The organism is Persicobacter psychrovividus, from assembly GCF_036492425.1.
Lineage (GTDB): Bacteria > Bacteroidota > Bacteroidia > Cytophagales > Cyclobacteriaceae > Persicobacter > Persicobacter psychrovividus.
Map to the genome: position 1 here is coordinate 231281 of NZ_AP025292.1, position 15381 is coordinate 246661.

16 protein-coding genes are annotated in these 15381 nt (G+C 44.0%); 6 read left to right on the forward strand and 10 right to left on the reverse strand.

The features are described 5' to 3' along the window. Positions 1–75 precede the first annotated feature (75 nt). Together AABK40_RS01000 and AABK40_RS01005 are read right to left on the reverse strand one after the other, a co-directional pair. On the reverse strand, positions 76–312 hold the full coding sequence (locus AABK40_RS01000) for a hypothetical protein (protein WP_338397417.1): 237 nt from the start codon (positions 310–312) through the stop codon (positions 76–78). Between the two features lie 110 nt (positions 313–422). Beyond that, positions 423–1490 carry an endonuclease/exonuclease/phosphatase family protein gene (locus tag AABK40_RS01005; RefSeq protein WP_338397418.1) on the reverse strand — a complete coding sequence of 356 codons (1068 nt, stop codon included), beginning with the start codon at positions 1488–1490 and terminating at the stop codon, positions 423–425. 187 nt (positions 1491–1677) lie between these two features. On the opposite strand from AABK40_RS01005, the gene AABK40_RS01010 reads away from it, so the two are divergent. The 3 genes from AABK40_RS01010 to AABK40_RS01020 all read left to right on the forward strand — a co-directional run bounded on the left by AABK40_RS01010 (position 1678) and on the right by AABK40_RS01020 (position 4659). Then, positions 1678–1911, forward strand: coding sequence for a hypothetical protein (locus AABK40_RS01010; protein WP_332919867.1), 234 nt, complete (start codon positions 1678–1680; stop codon positions 1909–1911). 103 nt (positions 1912–2014) lie between these two features. Further along, on the forward strand, positions 2015–3409 hold the full coding sequence (gene glmM, locus AABK40_RS01015) for a phosphoglucosamine mutase (protein WP_332919866.1): 1395 nt from the start codon (positions 2015–2017) through the stop codon (positions 3407–3409). Between the two features lie 119 nt (positions 3410–3528). After that, positions 3529–4659 (forward strand): cysteine desulfurase family protein, encoded by a 1131-nt coding sequence (locus tag AABK40_RS01020; protein WP_332919865.1) that lies wholly within the window; start codon positions 3529–3531, stop codon positions 4657–4659. A 208-nt stretch (positions 4660–4867) separates the two neighbouring features. Here the strand turns inward: AABK40_RS01020 and hemH are convergent, their stop codons facing one another. The 6 genes from hemH to AABK40_RS01050 form a co-directional block, all read right to left on the reverse strand. Next, positions 4868–5896: a ferrochelatase gene (gene hemH / locus AABK40_RS01025; RefSeq protein WP_332919864.1), complete on the reverse strand. Its 1029-nt coding sequence runs from the start codon at positions 5894–5896 to the stop codon at positions 4868–4870. Positions 5897–5999: 103 nt separating this feature from the next. Further along, positions 6000–6668, reverse strand: a complete 669-nt coding sequence (locus AABK40_RS01030; RefSeq protein WP_332919863.1) for a phosphatidylserine decarboxylase family protein — start codon at positions 6666–6668, stop codon at positions 6000–6002. Between the two features lie 122 nt (positions 6669–6790). Continuing rightward, positions 6791–8068 carry a Glu/Leu/Phe/Val family dehydrogenase gene (locus tag AABK40_RS01035; protein ID WP_332919862.1) on the reverse strand — a complete coding sequence of 426 codons (1278 nt, stop codon included), beginning with the start codon at positions 8066–8068 and terminating at the stop codon, positions 6791–6793. A gap of 90 nt (positions 8069–8158) precedes the next feature. Further along, complete coding sequence (locus AABK40_RS01040) at positions 8159–8992, reverse strand: phosphatidate cytidylyltransferase (RefSeq protein WP_332919861.1); 834 nt, start codon at positions 8990–8992, stop codon at positions 8159–8161. Beyond that, positions 8985–9194: a putative signal transducing protein gene (locus AABK40_RS01045; RefSeq protein ID WP_332919860.1), complete on the reverse strand. Its 210-nt coding sequence runs from the start codon at positions 9192–9194 to the stop codon at positions 8985–8987. Before AABK40_RS01045 ends, AABK40_RS01040 begins: the two co-directional genes overlap by 8 nt. A gap of 85 nt (positions 9195–9279) precedes the next feature. Further along, positions 9280–9759, reverse strand: a complete 480-nt coding sequence (locus AABK40_RS01050) for a ferritin-like domain-containing protein (RefSeq protein WP_332919859.1) — start codon at positions 9757–9759, stop codon at positions 9280–9282. Between the two features lie 345 nt (positions 9760–10104). Here AABK40_RS01050 and dusB point away from each other — a divergent pair, with 345 nt between their 5' ends. From dusB to AABK40_RS01065, 3 genes are all read left to right on the forward strand, one after another. Beyond that, the gene (gene dusB / locus AABK40_RS01055) at positions 10105–11097 is read left to right on the forward strand and encodes a tRNA dihydrouridine synthase DusB (protein ID WP_338397419.1); all 993 of its coding nucleotides are present in this window, start codon (positions 10105–10107) and stop codon (positions 11095–11097) included. 84 nt (positions 11098–11181) lie between these two features. Further along, a complete protein-coding gene (locus AABK40_RS01060; RefSeq protein ID WP_338397420.1) occupies positions 11182–12084 on the forward strand; it encodes a DMT family transporter in 903 nt (300 codons plus the stop codon). A 126-nt stretch (positions 12085–12210) separates the two neighbouring features. After that, a complete protein-coding gene (locus tag AABK40_RS01065) occupies positions 12211–12636 on the forward strand; it encodes a restriction endonuclease subunit S domain-containing protein (protein ID WP_332919856.1) in 426 nt (141 codons plus the stop codon). A gap of 82 nt (positions 12637–12718) precedes the next feature. On the opposite strand, the gene feoB is transcribed toward AABK40_RS01065, so the two are convergent. Continuing rightward, positions 12719–14839 (reverse strand): ferrous iron transport protein B, encoded by a 2121-nt coding sequence (gene feoB / locus AABK40_RS01070; protein ID WP_332919855.1) that lies wholly within the window; start codon positions 14837–14839, stop codon positions 12719–12721. Next, the gene (locus tag AABK40_RS01075; RefSeq protein ID WP_332919854.1) at positions 14840–15067 is read right to left on the reverse strand and encodes a FeoA family protein; all 228 of its coding nucleotides are present in this window, start codon (positions 15065–15067) and stop codon (positions 14840–14842) included. Between the last annotated feature and the right edge of the window lie 314 nt (positions 15068–15381).

The following is a 15381-nucleotide window of genomic DNA, read 5'->3' on the forward strand; positions in this document are numbered from 1 at the left end:
ACAATTATCCAAATGTTGGGCTGATTTTTTTATGGAAACCCAAATTTTGTGTGGTGTGCAGGGTGTTTTGCCTACTTAGATTTCAAAGTCGAAATCCACTTGTCGGCTTTGAATGAAGGGAAAGTGAAAATCCAGCCAAAATTCATAATCGGCATATGGGGCGCACTCATAAGGTTGCTCGCTGCCAATTTGTAAAGTTTTTAGGGCGCCTTTAGGAAGCCAGCAGAGAAAATCAATACGTTGGCTGAAGGGTAGATTGGCGATCAGAATGTACTCCAATCCCTGAAAATAGGTAGAGGGTGTCTTCATCATAAAAGGTGTTAGGTCTTGCATGAAGATAGTGATGAATGTGCTGTTTTTCAATTTTTTTATGTGAACATATTGTTTTCTATTCATTAAAAATTCGATGATTGATCAACAGGCTATTTTTTCGAGGTATTTGGCAGTCTGTACTTGCCCCGTATCGGGAAGTGATCTGAAAATGAGACCTTTCTCAGCGTTTCAAAATATTCAACCCCAAGGGAGGGGCTGTAAAACTGTTGATCAATCCTGAGGAAGAACAGCGGCCCATGCAAGGTAAAACCAAAGCCATTTCCTGCCGACTGAAAAGCATTGTTCAGGTGGCGGCAATATTGCTGATAATTATAGGAAATGGGCGGGTCGTTGAAATCTCCGCAGACAATTACAGGGTGCGGACTGCTGAGAATGTGCTCCAGAATTTCCCGAGCCTGCTTACTGCGCACTTTCTGACCATTCTTGAATTTTTTAAAGATCGTTGCATAGATTTTTGAAGGCTCCCGAATGGTTTGTTCCTGATTGATGCCCATAGAATGCAAATGCAGATTGTAGATTCGGAGGGTGTCCTGCGTACCGATAAGCAGGTCGGCGAAGATCGCCTGATTCAGTCGGTCTTCATTAATATCTATTTGCCCCTGATGAACAATTGGGAACTTTGAAAATATAGCCATTCCCCTGCTGTATTCATCATCTTCGGCATATTCATCGTAGTTGAGCACAAAAGTATGATACCCCTTCACCTTGAGTTTTTTACTTACATTGAGCTTTTTCCAACGGCCATCACTATAAAATTCCTGAAAGCATTTGATTGGTGAGGGCTCCTGCGCAATCCATTCGATCAGTTGGTCGGAATATTGCCATTTTTTTGTGGTGTTTGCCTCGGTTTTCGGGCTGCGCATCAGTCGAGTATTATAACTGAGCACCTGTATTCCCCTGGTACGGGGCGACAGGCGGTGGTATTGGCAGAGCTGCGGAATGAAATATAGACCCGCGATAGCGGATAGCAATGCTGCCCACTGTATTTTTCTTGATTTCAGCCAGCAGATCGCAACCAGTAAAAAATTAGTGATCAGTGTGAAAGGAATACATAAGGCCAAAATTCCTGAGAGCTCGAATTGTTCAGGAGAAATAAATACCGACCCGTATATCAGGCCGCTAAACAGAAAGACTAACCAATTGATTGTTCTGATCATAGCACCTTAAAAAACGAGAGAATTCAGCTGATGTTTTTTTTTGAATTTTTATTTGAACAAAAATAATTTTATCGGCGATATAGCCCTTATTATTATCATTATATGATCAGATTAAAGAGGTGAAAAAACAATTTATTGATGCTTTTGCGTACCTTTGAAGACGTAATAAAAATAACGAGTTAAAATTATGGCAACATATCTTATTGTAATCGGATTCTTTGCTGCGTTCTTTGTACTGATGTCAGTTAGATTGATCTTTAAAAAAGATGGTCAGTTTAGAGGGACATGTGCCTCTCAGAGCCCATTTTTGAACAAAACAGGAGAACCATGTGGCTTTTGTGGAAAAACACCAGACCAGTGTAAAAACCGCAAAGACAAAGGGGCTTCGCCGTCAGTGGATGAACTGTTGGCAGGGAAATAGACATAAGTTGTATATTTTTGCATATTAACCCGTTTATTTATTGCCTTTTCAAGAGGGAATAACTCCTTTTTTATTATTTTTGCGCGAATCATTAGAATTATAGATGACACTGATAAAATCAATTTCAGGTATTAGAGGGACTATCGGCGGTAAGGCTGGTGAGTCTTTAACACCTGTGGATGTGGTAAAATTCGCTGCTGCATTTGGTACTTGGGTAAAAAATACCACTGACAATCCACGCATCGTGATTGGCCGTGATGCCCGTATCTCAGGAGAGATGGTATCGAATTTGGTAGTAGCTACTTTGCAGGGATTAGGGATTGATGTGGTCGATTTAGGCCTGTCTACTACCCCTACGGTAGAGATTGCAGTGACTTTGGAAAAAGCTGGTGGAGGAATTATCCTTACTGCAAGCCATAACCCACTACAGTGGAATGCTCTTAAATTGTTGAACGACAAGGGAGAGTTTATCACTGCGGAAAATGGTGCCGAAGTTTTGGAAATTGCCGAAAAGGAAGCTTTTGAATTTGCTGAAGTTCACCATTTAGGGGCTTACAGCAAGGCGGAAGGTTACATCGAGAAGCATATTGAGATGGTATTGGATTTGCCATTGGTTGATGTGGAGGCCATTAAGGCCGCAAACTTCAGAATTGCGATCGACTGTGTAAACTCAACAGGTGGTATTGCATTGCCAAAGTTGTTGGCTGCATTGGGTGTGGATCAGGTAAAGGAATTTTACTGTGAGCCTACGGGGCATTTCCCGCACAACCCAGAGCCATTGCCAGAAAACTTACGCCAGTTCTCTCAGGAATTACAGAGCGGTGCTTTTGATTTAGGTATTGTCGTTGATCCAGATGTTGACCGTTTGGTTTTCATGAAAGAAGACGGCGAATCTTTTGGTGAAGAATATACTTTGGTGGCCATTGCCGATTACGTATTGAAAGCTACAGGTGGAGGAAATACTGTTTCCAACCTGTCTTCAACTCGTGCATTGCGTGATGTTACCGAAAAGCTGGGAGGTCAGTACACTTCAGCAGCCGTAGGCGAGGTGAACGTGGTTACGGAAATGAAAGCTCAAAATGCTATTATTGGTGGTGAAGGTAATGGGGGTGTAATTTACCCTGAATTACATTACGGACGCGATGCATTGGTAGGAATTGCTTTATTCTTGAGCCATTTGGCAAAATTTGGTAAGTCGATCTCCTTCTTGCGTTCTACTTATCCAAGCTATTTCATCTCTAAGAATAAGATTGAACTGACACCCGATGTGGATGTTGACTTGATTTTGGAGAAAATCGCTGATAAATATAAGAAGCATCCAGTAAATACTATTGACGGGGTGAAGATTGATTTTGACCAAGAGTGGGTTCACCTGCGCAAGTCAAATACTGAGCCGATCATCCGTATTTATTCCGAGTCGCCATCATTGGCTACTGCAGACCATTTGGCCAACAAAATTATCTCCGATATCCGCGAGATTATTACAGACGAAAATTAAAAGCCCGTACAGCAGGCTTTCCAATAAAATATCAACCGCACGGCAATCAGGCTGTGCGGTTTTTTTTATATTTGAGAAAACCTTCCATTTTTCCGTTGAATACACGATCCTAAAACGATATGAAAGTATATTTTGATAATGCAGCAACAACCCCTGTTGCTCCCGCTGTTTTTGAGGCCATGATCCCCTTCCTCAGGGACCATTTCGGTAACCCTAACTCCATGCATGCCCACGGCCGAGAAAGTCGTTCGGCAGTTGAGCGTGCCCGAAAGGTGGTGGCGAAGCTGCTTGGTGCGGCACCTTCTGAAATTATTTTTACTTCGGGCGGGACAGAATCTGATAATACGGCCATTAAGGGCGCCGTGAAGGCTTACGGATTAAAGCACATCATCACTACTGCTATTGAGCACCATGCGGTGTTGCACACCGTCGAAGAACTGGAGCAAGAAGGGCTGATTAGCTGCCATTTTGTGAAGCTGAAAGAACATGGCGCTGTAGATATGGATCATCTGCAGGAGTTATTGAAAAGCTATGGAACTTCAGCACTGGTAACATTGATGCACGGCAATAACGAAGTTGGGAATTTGCTCGACATTGAAAAAGTAGGCCACTTGTGTAAGGAACATGGTGCGAAATTTCATACGGATGCTGTTCAGACGGTCGGGCACTACCCCTTCAACCTGCAGGAAAGTAATATTGATTTTCTTGCCGCATCAGCACATAAATTTAATGGCCCCAAGGGTGTTGGCGTACTTTATATCAAAAAAGATCAAAAGATTGGGCCATTTATTCAGGGTGGTGGCCAGGAGCGCGGAATGCGTGGCGGTACGGAAAATGTCGCCAGCATCGTAGGACTGGCGGAAGCGTTGAGTCTTGCGCATCACGACATGGCACAAGACCGAGCACATGCGGAACAGCTAAAAAGCCACATGATTAATGCACTGCAGCAAAAAATGGATGGCGTTACTTTCAATGGGCAATCTGGAGCTCTTGACCAAAGTCTTTATGGCGTGTTGAATGTTTGCTTGCCTTCCACCAAGGATGCTGGGATGCTATTGTTCAGCCTTGACCTGAAAGGTATTTCTGCTTCAGGAGGTAGTGCCTGTTCTGCTGGAGCACTGACGGGCTCTCATGTATTGACTGCTATCGGTGTGCCTTCTGATCAGCCAAGCATTCGTTTTTCATTTGGTAAATACAATACCATTGAAGAGGCCAATTATGTGATTGAGCAGCTAATGGGCATACTGTAGCCATCGGCACATTTTGCAAGCGTACTATTGGTCGCAGTAAAATGCTGCGACCAAATAAAAGGGGCGACCGATCGGTTATTGGAAAGGGGTCTTTTTCGCGCCTTAAAGCTTGCTGATATTACAGGCTGATCCAATGTCAGCCCAAACCATGATCAAATTTAGAGGTTCGGCTACACAGGGGCGCATCCGCAGGGCCTCTGTAAAACGATCAGTCCAAATGCTTATGCACCATCTCTTCGAGGCATTTTACCCAGGTGGGGTGCGCATTCAGGCTTGGTACCAAATCCCATTGTTCTCCTCCAGCTTCCAAAAATTCTTCTTTGAATTCATCGCCAACCTCAACAGTGGTTTCCAGGCAGTCAGCGATAAAGCTTGGCGAAAATGCCAACACTTTTTTATAGCCTTTCGCGGGCATTTCTTTCAGCATTTGGTCTGCGTAAGGCTGAATCCATGGGTCTTTTCCAAGCCGTGACTGGAAGGCTACACTGAATTTCTCCTCAGGAATTTGAAGCGCCTGTGCTACAAGGCGTGCGGTATGGAAGCACTGTGCACGGTAGCAATATCGGTTTTTGGCGTGGTAGGTATCGCAACATTTGCCAAGCTGACAGTAGCCGTCACATGAGGCCTTCTTGATTTGCCGTTCTGGAATACCATGAAAGCTGAAAAGGAAATGATCGTAATCGGTTTTTTCCATTAGCGGCTGAGCCTGCTCTGCAATGGTTTGTATGAATAGTGGCTCTTCGAGAAACTGCTCGACAAACTTAATGGTTGGAATTACCTGCCAATCCTTAACAATCTCCATCACTTTGTCAGCCACTGAACCCGTAGTCGCTGATGCGTATTGTGGAAACAGTGGAATCACTAAAATTTCCGATACATTTTTGGCCATCAGCTGATCCAGTGCCGAGGCTATACTTGGCTGCTGATATCGCATCCCCAAGGCCACTTCGTAGGTGGTGCCGAGCGCCTCGCTAAGTGCTTGCTGAACATCCAGGCCGTAAAACATCAGTGGAGAGCCTCGGTCTTCCCATAGCTGCTGATAGACCTTTGCTGATTTTGGTGCACGGAAAGGTGCAATAATCAGATTGACGAGCATCCACCGGCCTATAGGGTTAATATCGATCACCCTTTTATCTGAAAGGAATTCCCTTAAATATTTTCTGACATCAGGTGTTGAGGGGCTGTCAGGAGTACCAAGATTGACAATCAGTACACCTTTCTTTGATGGTTTATTCATGTTGTTGATGATTAGCGGTCCTGCTTCTGGGTTGAAATAAAAAAGCTCTTTCTGCATCAAAATAGCAAAAAGAGCTTTCATTCATCTATGTAATGATGTTTAATTAATCTTCTGAAGGAAGCTCAGCAATGATCGTCTTGCCTCCTTTTGTTTTTTGGTTCAGATTGACCTTCACTTTGGTGCCTATCGGTAAAAATACATCTACCCGAGAACCAAATTTAATAAAGCCATATTCCTGCCCTGCACTGTAAGGTTTACCCACCTTCGCATAGCATTTGATTCGGCGAGCCATTGCCCCGGCAATCTGGCGAACCAACACTTCTGTTCCTGATTCATTCTTCAGGACCATCGTTGTACGCTCATTCTCTGAACTTGCTTTTGGGTGCCATGCTACCAGGTATTTACCTGCATGATACTTGTAAAATGATACAATCCCTTTGATTGGCGCACGGTTGTTATGAACATTCAGTGGCGACATAAAGATGGAAATCTGCTGACGCTTTTCCTTGAAGTACTCATTTTCTATTACCTCTTCAATCACCACTACTTTCCCATCTGCTGGAGCAATAACTTGCCCGTCTTCCACGTTCAAACGACGCTTCGGCATTCGGAAAAACTGTAAGTTTAATAAGAAGAAAATAACACTTACGATCTGACTGATGCGCTGTGCTAAAATATGCTGCTCTAAATAGAAAATGATGCCAGCATTGATCGCGACTAATATAAGGAGCAGAATAGTTAAATAAGTTCTGCCTTCTTTATGTATCGTCATATTAAATTCTAAGAATGTCCGTTTAATGGCGGTTTTCCGCTGTAAAAGAACAAAGGTAAAAAAAAGCAAGCAATAAATTACTATTGCTTGCCTCTGCTTGATTTAAAAAAGCAAATATTCTATTAAAATCCTCCGCGATATCGGTAGGCTTTATCAATTTTACTCACCGCAACAATATAGGCTGCAATTCGCATCGGTACATCGTGGCGGAGAGACTTGTTGTAAACATTTTCGAAGGCGGCACGGATCGTGCGGTCGGCACGTCGGTTCACTCGCTCACGGGTCCATTTATACCCCAAACGGTTTTGTACCCACTCAAAATAGGAAACGGTTACCCCACCTGCATTGGCCAAAATATCAGGGACAACCATGATGCCTTTTTTATTGATGATATCATCGGCAGCAGCCATTGTAGGGCCATTAGCGCCTTCTACAATTAATTTTGCTTTGATTTTATCGGCATTGGAAGGAGTGATGACATCCTCTTTGGCAGCAGGAATCAACACATCAACGTCGAGGAACATGAGCTCTTCAGGGTTGTCCATTTTTTGGGCTCCTTTATAGCCTTCAAGCGTGCGTTCGTTATTGTCACGATAGTCAATAGCCTCTTGAATGTTAATGCCTTCTTCGTTATAATAAGCACCAGAAATGTCTGAAATAGCCACGACTTTTGAGCCTCTTTCCTGTAGGAGCAGGGCGGCAAATGAACCCACATTACCAAAGCCCTGAACGGCTACTGATGCTTTATAGGGGTTAATCTCCAACTTCTCCATCGCACACAGACAAGAGATCATTACGCCACGTCCGGTGGCTTCGGCACGGCCAAGGCTTCCGCCCAGGGTGATGGGCTTACCTGTAACCACTGCATTGACCGTCATTCCTTTGTTGCGGGAATACTGGTCCATCATCCACGCCATTTCTCGTGGTCCTGTACCCATATCAGGAGCAGGGATATCGCGGTCGGGGCCAAAAACTTCTGCCATCGCATTGGTGTACGCGCGGGTAAGTCGTTCGATTTCTCCTGCCGACATCTTGCGCGGGTCGCATTTAATTCCACCTTTGGCACCTCCGTATGGGATATCCACTACGGCACACTTCCAGGTCATCCAGGCTGCCAAGGCTTTTACCTCGTCAAGATTTACGCCCATATCATAGCGTACGCCCCCTTTTGAGGGCCCCAGGATGTTGGAGTGAATAACGCGATAACCTTCAAAGACCTCAATGGAACCATCGTCCATGGTGATCGGCAGGGAAACTAATACTTGTTTATCTGGTGACTTCAGAACGTTATAAACCTCATCTTCCAATCCCAGTTTTTCTGCCGCAACATTAAAACGGGACATCATAGACTCGAATGGATTCTCGTGATCCTTAATTGGTGCTGGTTCGATGTAAGCCATATTCCTTATATTGAAAAATTGTCGTTTGTATAAGTGACTGCTAATTTAGAAAAATTATTAAATCCTCAATATAAGAAGTTAAAAAACTTGCTATTTTACGAATATCCTAACAAGTTCAAAAAATGCCACTAAAAATGGGATCGACAGCAACAGGCCGTCAAAACGATCCAGAAAACCGCCGTGTCCTGGCAAAGTTGATGCTGAATCTTTAATGGCAATACTTCTTTTGAAGAGCGATTCGACAAGGTCCCCGTAACTGCCCGCCACAATGATGATAACTGATAGTCCTAACCACTCGTAAAGCGGAAGGGTTGTCCAGAAATGGGATAATACCACTGATACGAGGATTGAAAGGGCGGCGCCTCCGAAGAATCCTTCCCATGTTTTTTTAGGTGAAATCCGTTCAAAAAGCTTATGTTTTCCGAATTTTACCCCAGTAAAATAGGCTCCTGAATCACTTGCCCATAATAAAAGCAACATCCCCATAATGATTTGTGGGTTGTATGCTCCGCCAGAAAACGTACAAACATGCAAAAGCGAAAATGGCAGCGCAACATAAACAATGCCCATAAAGGTTTGCGCAATACTGTTAAACGGCCTGTTTTCGGGTGTCTGGTATAGTTTGGTGAAATAGATCAAGCCTACAAGTGGCATCAGTAACAGGTAGCTTCCTAACGGCCACTGCTGCTCAAAATGCATATAGGTGATCAGGTTTATTCCCCCACCAAGCAGCAGCCCGATCCATTGTATTGGCCGTAGTTTATCTGCTTTTATAAGTTTGTAAAATTCCAATTGCGCTAAAATGGCAATGATGAAAAAAAGCGCAAAATAGCTGTATGTGCCGTAAAATATTGCACCAATAAACACCGCAATGCCGATCAGGCCTGTGATGACTCTTTGTGTTAAATTACTAAGTTTAGTCAAACCGAATATCGTTTGTGATAATTTGTTGTGCACGGAGCAGGTCATCGCGCTCCACCAAAATTTGGTAACTGCCAAATATACCGTAGGCCAAATCTTTTTTGTCCATCAGGAAAGCAGGAATGCCGCGTTCTTCCAAAATATCACGCACAATAGTGGCTCTTTGAAGATTTTTGGTTTCGTATGCTTTTTCAGAATGCTCCATGACTGTCTTTTTTATTGTAAAAAAATACAGTCAAAGGTAAATATTTCTGTGGTTTAAACCGTTGGATTAATTCTAAAATCACATCTTATTTTATTGATTGGTCGAAGATCAGTATTCCTTCGCCAGATTGAGGTAGACCCCGTAGTTGTTTTTTCCAGGTAGAAAGGCGCTTGTGCCGACTGATCTCCTTACTGATCCGTGTATTGAGGAAAGGCATCGTATCATAATCGTTCTGTTGCCAGCAAGTCTGAACGGTATCATTCAGCGCCTGCAAATGCTTCTGACTCATAATAACGAGCAGGTCCATCAGGTGGTGGAAATTCTTAATGTCTTCAGGCTGCGGATTTACATTGGGCGTATGGGAATGGTGGCCACACTCCTGCAAGTATTCTACCAGGTCGTTATGGTTTGCCCAATGGTCATTGGCCAGCTGCTGGCAGAATAATTTGGTATTCGGGTAGCCATTTTTTTCACACCAGTTTTGATAAGCCATACAGATGGATCGTGCATTGGCTTCGTCAGAAATACGTTGGTGCAGTGCGTTTACAGTCGTTTCGGTAAGCATTATTATTTGGTTAGGTTTTAATACTAAAGGGTTGTAACAAACAATCTAACGGATTGGATCATTAAAAACCAAAAAAAATCGGTGGGAATCCTAACAAAAACAGAACGGAACAGGCATTTTAACTGATATTTACACTCAGAGGGCTTTTTTTGTGGCCATCTATGCTTTAACTTTGTAAGTCAAAACCCTTTAAACGCGTAAAATGTTGATAGTCTATGCTTTGGGCGCGTTTTTTGATGATTGACAATCAGGGAGTTGGATTGAAAAACAACTTGAGCAAAGATTTTATAAAGATAAAACATATGCGACGATGCAAATGAGCACGTGGCCTAAATGAATAACGCTATGGTAAAAATTGGTGAGGTAGAATTAGGCGAATATCCATTATTGCTGGCGCCTATGGAAGATGTCAGTGATCCTCCATTCCGCGCAGTATGTAAAGAAAATGGCGCTGATATGATGTACACGGAGTTCATCTCTGCAGAAGGACTGATTCGTGATGCCGCTAAGAGTCGCCAAAAACTGGATATTTATGATGAGGAACGCCCGATTGGTATTCAGATTTTTGGAGATAAGATTGAATCAATGCGTGAGGCTGCAGCGATTGCTGAAGAGGCCAACCCTGAGCTGATCGACATCAATTACGGTTGCCCAGTGAAGAAGGTGGCAGGCAAAGGCGCGGGTGCGGGTATTTTGAAGGATATCCCGAAAATGCAGCGCATGACGGAGGAAATCGTGAAGCAGGTGCAAAAGCCCGTGACTGTAAAAACCCGCCTCGGCTGGGATTCTACCACTATTCAGATTATTGAAGTAGCGAAACGTTTGCAGGATGTGGGGATCTCTGCCCTGACCATCCACGGCCGTACCCGCCAGCAGATGTACAAAGGAGTGGCCGACTGGAACCCTATTGCAGAGGTGAAAAACCACCCCGATATTCATATTCCAATTTTCGGGAATGGTGATATCGATTCTCCAGAAAAAGCACTGGAATACAAAAATACCTATGGCCTTGATGGCGCCATGATTGGCCGCGCAGCGATTGGCTACCCTTGGATTTTCAATGAGATTAAGCATTTCATGAAAACAGGAGAAAAACTTGCTCCCCCAACAATGGAAGAGCGTGTGAGAACTGCCAAACGCCATTTAGAGCTTTCCCTGGAATGGAAGGGCGAACGTCAGGGGATTTTGGAAATGCGCCGCCATTACACGAACTATTTCCGTGGTGTGGCCAATTTCAAGCCTTACCGAATGAAGTTGGTGGAAAGCCTTGATCCTAACGAATTATTTGAAGTACTCGAAGAGGTGCAGGCTTCTTTAAGTTTGCCTGAACCCGTATAATCCCTTATCTTGTTAAAAAAAAGGAAGCTATTGATGCATCAAGGCTTCCTTTTTTTTGCCCATATCAACCCTTATTTTTATACTATGGAAAGAGTCTTTGCTTACCTGAAGCAAGGTGTTACCTCAAACTGGGTCATGTTGATCATCCTGTCGTTTGTATGGGGAAGTTCTTTTATCCTGATGAAGCGAGGCCTGGAGGTTTTTACTGCACCACAGGTGGGAGCAATCAGGATTTTGTCTGCAGGAATGTTTCTTTTGCCAGTGGGTTATCAGGCCTTCAGGCGAATCAACCGCAGGAATGTACTTCCGCTGTTTTTCTCGGGTTTCCTCGGGAGTTTGCTGCCTGCCTGCTTGTTTGCCTTGGCAGAAACACAACTCAGCAGTGCTGTAACGGGGATCATGAATGCCCTGACGCCTATTTTTGTACTGATGATCGGCACACTGTTTTTCGACCTGAAAGATTTTACCAAACGGATTGTTTTTGGACTCTGTGTCGCCTTTGGTGGAACGGTCATTCTACTGCTTGCAGATGCTGGCGGGAGTTTCTTCAACCTGAACTTTTATGCCATATTTGTTCTGATTGCCACCGTCTGCTATGGGGTGAATGCCAATTTGGTGAAACACTTTTTAGGGGGGCTGAAGCCGCTTGAAATTACCAGTGTTTCCCTCGGGATGATGGTCCCTTTCGTTGGGGTTTATTTATTTCAGGTATCTGATTTTTCTCAGCGACTGTTATTGGAAGATCAGGCCTATGCTGCTTTAGGTTATTTATTGATTTTAGGGTTTATCGGTACGTCACTGGCTTTGATCGCATTTAACCGGCTCGTGCAGCAGGCAGGCCCTGTGTTTGCAAGTCTGGTGACCTACTTAATTCCTGTTTTTGCGCTATTTTGGGGCGTAATGGATGGTGAGGAAATTCTGACAGGCCATTATATGGGTATGATGACGATTGTGCTTGGGGTGGCAATAACGAATGAAAAGATATAAATGATGATTTTTGCCGCAAATATTACGTTGGTGTAACCTATTGTCATTCAGTGATTTTGATATATTTTGTTACCTTACAAAACGCTGTCTTACAGCCTCTTTCTGTAACCCAAAATCACTATTTTTATGAGCCCCCAATCCCCCATTACCGAAAATTCAAGTCAACAGCTTTTTGAGGCCCTTCAGCCCATTCAGGATAATATCAATTTACTGAACAGCCTCCTGCGGAAAAACCAGCGGTGTTCTTTGCCCAAAAAGTCGGAAGGCACCGTTTCTTTTGTCCGTGAGTCTTTACAGAAAGCCATCGAGCATGAGGAGATTATCCCGCAGCAGGTGGATGTTTCTGAAATAGCAGCTAAAGTGGAACTGATTGACCAGATCGAGAAGGCGCTTCAGCCACTGGAACAAATGAGAAGCCAGTTACTTCAGGCGGCTACATTTATGGCCAGCGAAGTTTACATTCCGTGTTTGGGGATTCATAACGCCATTAAATTGCATGAAATTCAGCAGGCACGACATGAACAGGAAGCCATTGATCTGGCGGTTGTCTGAGGGGTAAAATGCAGTTGGTTCACAAAACAAAAAGGCTATCACCGTTAAGTGATAGCCTTTCTTTATAATTACTTTTCAACCCTTATGACAATACCTGATAGACGATCAGGGAAAAAACATAAGCCATTCCCGTGAGGTAGCAAAGTTGAATCATAGGCCATTTCCAGGAGTTGGTTTCCCGCTTGACAATGGCAAGCGTACTCATACACTGCATGGCAATGGCATAATAAATCAGCAAAGATAAACCACTTGCAAGGGTGAAGACGGGTAAGCCCGTTTTAGGGTTAATTTCCGAAGCCAGCCGGTCTTTAATCGACTGCGGATTGTCGCCTGAATCGTTGGAGCCCACGCTGTAAATTGTCGAGATAGAGCCTACAAACACTTCCCTTGCAGCAAAGGAGGTGATCAGTGCAATTCCGATTTTCCAGTCATAACCCAATGGAGCGATGACCGGCTCAATTACTTTACCCAAATGCCCAGCATAGGAGTGCTCCAAACGGTAAGAAGCCACCATGTTTTCATGTTGATCCTGGTTCAGACCAGGGTGGTTTTGTGATACCAGGGCCTCCGCCTGATCCATCTCGTTGCTGGGGCCATAGCTGGCCAGTGCCCACAATACAATAGAAATTACGAAGATAATTTTACCTGCGGAGAAGATGAAAGTCTTCGATTTCTCGAAGATCGTCAGACTGACATTCTTCCATCTCGGCATACGGAAGGAAGGCAATTCCATGATCAGGAACGGTCGCTGAGGTGATTTTATCAGCTGGTTCATGATCAAAGCAACGATCAGTGCCAAAATAAACCCTCCCATATAAAGCGCCATCAATACTAAGCCCTGAAGGTTCATGAAGCCCAGTATTTCCCGGTCGGGGATAACGAGGGCTATCAGAATAGCATAAACCGGCAAGCGTGCCGAGCAACTCATCAGTGGGGAGATCAATATGGTAATTAACCTTTCTTTCCAGTTTTCAATATTTCTGGCAGCCATAATGGCTGGAATCGCACAGGCGACACCAGAAATCAGCGGTACAATACTTTTTCCATTCAGCCCAAATACCCGCATAATACGGTCGGTAAGGAACACTACCCTGGCCATATAGCCCGTTTCCTCAAGCATGGCAATGAAGGCAAACAGGATGGCGATCTGAGGGACGAAAATCACGATCCCACCAATACCCGGAATGATACCGTCGCTGATCAGGGAGTTTAGTGGCCCTGCCGGTATGGTGTGGTGTGCCCATTCGCCCAAAGCGCCAAACATGGCATCGATATAGTCCATCGGGATACTCGCCCAGGAGTAGATGGCCTGAAACATGAAGAACAGGATGGCGACGAAGAAGGCATAGCCAAAGATGGGGTGTACCAGGAATTTATCCAAAGTGGAGGAAAAGCTTTTGTCTTCCGTAAATTTCCGGCCGCCTTTTTCCACTTTTTTCAGAATGGCATCGAGCAACTTGTAGCGAGCAATGGTTTCCTTGGCTTGTAGCTTTGGTCCATTGAAATGGGAGTTTTGCTTAATTTCTTCCACAATTTCCCGGTCTTCGGGGCCAATACCAGTGTAGGTATCGGTTTGTTGCATCATCTGATAAATGCGATAGGGGCGTTGATCAGGAAATGCAGCCTCCAGGCGGTGGAAGAGTTCGTCGTGAATATACTCTTCCATTGGCAGGAAGGGTTCCGGCTCGGCATATTCGTAAGTCGAGATAAAATCCGTCAGGGCATTTACCCCTTCGCCATTTCGCCCATTGATCGGGAATATGGGAGCGCCCAAAGACTTTGAAAGTTCATCGAGGTCAATATTTTCCTGCTTGTCTTTCAGTACATCGAGCATGGTCATGCCAATGACGATCGGCAGGCCAATATCTTTAATTTGGGTGAAGAGTAATAAATTACGTTTGAGGTGTGCGGCATCAATAACCACGATGGCAACGTCAGGATAGCTTTCGCTTTCGGTATTACTGACTTCAGTAAAAAACACCTGTTCATCCAAGGATCTTGGATAAATACTGTACGTGCCAGGAAAGTCGATAATTTGAACTTTGCGGGACTTGATTTTTGTGCAGAGTCCTGTTTTTTTGTCAACAGTAACTCCTGGGAAATTCCCTACCTTTTGATTCAGCCCTGTAAGATGATTGAAAAGGGAGGTTTTTCCAGCGTTTGGGTTACCGATAAGGGCAACCTTTAGAGTGTTGTCTGGCACTTAATTATTTATTTTTTCAATCATCACAGTGGAGGCTTCACGGATTCGCAAGGAAACTCTTGAGCCAGCGACATCAATTGCGATCGGGTCACCCAAAGGTGCCTTACAACATAGCGTTACTTCTTCTCCTGGAAGGCATCCCATATCTAATAATCGTAATGAGAGTTCTTCGTCTGAAAATCCTGTAACGACGGCTTTCTGACCCAGCTTTAAATCGGCAATATTCATGATTGGATTTATGGACTAATTTAGACTTGTTCTAAACGCAATTTAACACATTCCGCTTATATTCGATAATTACGTATATAAAAAATCATGCTACTTTTAGCCTAAAGCGCATTGAATGAGGGAAAAATGACAACAATCCCGTTTTGTTTGATCAATATATGATCAATGTGGTGTTGATAAATGACAAAGCCACCTTGGGAGAGGTGGCTTTGTGGCGTTGTATTTTTAAAGTTCCTTTTGGGCGAATTGAAAAATGGGCATCTTACTGGAGATTCAGATGATTGAAATTGATTTTAAATTTCGATTCAATAACA